1 protein-coding gene is annotated in these 2,109 nt (G+C 63.2%); it reads right to left on the bottom strand.

The features are described from left to right. Positions 1-2,109 (bottom strand): beta strand repeat-containing protein (locus U5A56_RS36740; RefSeq protein ID WP_321927365.1); only part of this gene is annotated, 2,109 nt, incomplete at both ends.

Here is a 2,109-nt window from a genome sequence, read left to right as displayed (position 1 = left end):
CAACGTACCGACATTGGTGATGTGATCAACAGCGCTGCTGCCGGAATCGGTGGCGAGCGCCACGCCCGGTGCAGCCGCCGACGTATCGAGCGTAAAGCTGAACGACGTTACCGACGATGTGTTGCCGGCGATATCGGTCTGCCGGACCTGCACGTCGTTCACGCCTTCGGTGGCGCTGAAATTCGTATTCCAAGTATGACCGTCATCGATCGAGTATTCGACAGTGGCGCCGGTTTCGACACCGGACAGGTTCAGCGTGCCGACATTGGTGATGTGATCGGATGCGCTGCTGCCGGAATCGGCGGTGAGCGCCACGCCGGGGGCGGCAGCCGACGTGTCGAGCGTGAAGCTGAACGAAGTCGGATCGGACGTGTTGCCGGCGACATCGGTCTGCCGGACCTGCACGTCGTTCACGCCTTCGGTGGCGCTGAAATTCGTATTCCAAGTATGACCGTCATCGATCGAGTATTCGACAGTGGCGCCGGTTTCGATGCCGGTGAGGTTCAGCGTGCCGACATTGGTGATGTGATCGGATGCGCTGCTGCCGGAATCGGCGGTGAGCGCCACGCCGGGGGCGGCAGCCGAGGTGTCGAGCGTGAAGCTGAACGAAGTCGGATCGGACGTGTTGCCGGCGATATCGGTCTGCCGGACCTGTACGTCGTTCAGGCCTTCGGTGGCGCTGAAACTGGTGCTCCACGTATGACCGCCATCGGTCGAATATTCGACAGTGGCGCCGGTTTCGACGCCGGTGAGGTTCAGCGTGCCGACATTGGTGATGTGATCGGACGCACTGCTGCCGGAATCGGTGGTGAGGGCCACGCCGGGGGCGGCGGCCGACGTGTCGAGCGTGAAATTGAACGACGTCGCCGACGACGTGTTGCCGGCGATATCGGTTTGCCGGACCTGCACATCGTTCAGGCCTTCGGTGGCACTGAAACTGGTGTTCCATGTGTGGCCGCCGTCGATCGAGTATTCGACGGTGGCGCCGGTCTCGACACCGGACAGGTTCAGCGTGCCGACATTGGTGACGTGATCGGACGCATTGCTGCCGGAATCCGTGGTGAGGGCAACGCCCGGTGCAGCCGCCGAGGTGTCGAGCGTGAAGCTGAACGAAGTCGGATCGGACGTGTTGCCGGCGATATCGGTCTGCCGGACCTGGACGTTGTTCGTGCCTTCGATGGCGTTGAAGCTGGTGCTCCAGTGCGCGCCGTTGTCGACGCTGTACTGCACCGTGGCGCCGGATTCGACACCGGTCAGGTTCAACGTGCCGACATTGGTGACGTGGTCGGACGCGCTGCTGCCGGAATCGGTGGTGAGAGCCACCCCGGGCGCGGCAGCCGACGTGTCGAGCGTGAAATTGAACGACGTCGCCGACGAGGTGTTGCCCGCGACGTCGATCTGGCGGACCTGCACGTTGTTCGTGCCTTCCAGTGCACCGAAACTGGTGCTCCAGTGCGCACCGTTGTCGACGCTGTACTGCACGGTGGTGCCGGTTTCGATGCCGGTGAGGTTCAACGTACCGACATTAGTGACGTGATCAACAGCGCTGCTGCCCGAATCGACCGCCAACGCCACACCGGGCGCGGCAGCCGAGGTATCGAGCGTGAAGCTGAATGACGTCGCCGCCGACGTGTTGCCGGCGACGTCGATCTGCCGGACCTGCACGTTGTTCGTGCCTTCGATGGCGTTGAAGCTGGTGTTCCAGTGCGCGCCGTTGTCGATGCTGTATTGCACGGTGGCGCCGGTTTCGACGCCGGTCAGGTTCAGCGTGCCGACATTAGTGACGTGATCGACAGCGCTGCTGCCCGAATCGACCGCCAACGCCACACCGGGCGCGGCAGCCGACGTATCGAGCGTGAAGCTGAACGACGTCGCCGATGACGTATTGCCGGCGACGTCAACCTGCCGGACCTGCACGTTGTTTACGCCTTCGAGCGCACCGAAGCTGGTGCTCCAGTGCGCGCCGTTATCGACGCTGTACTGCACGGTGGCGCCATTCTCGATGCCGGACAGGTTCAACGTGCCGACATTAGTGACGTGATCAACAGCGCTGCTGCCCGAATCGACCGCCAGCGCCACACCGGGCGCGGCAGCCGACGTATCGAGCGT

The organism is Burkholderia sp. BCC1998, assembly GCF_905339875.1.
GTDB lineage: Bacteria > Pseudomonadota > Gammaproteobacteria > Burkholderiales > Burkholderiaceae > Burkholderia.
The sequence above is the reverse complement of the archived record's forward strand: the minus strand, read 5'-3'. Positions and strand labels throughout refer to the sequence as shown.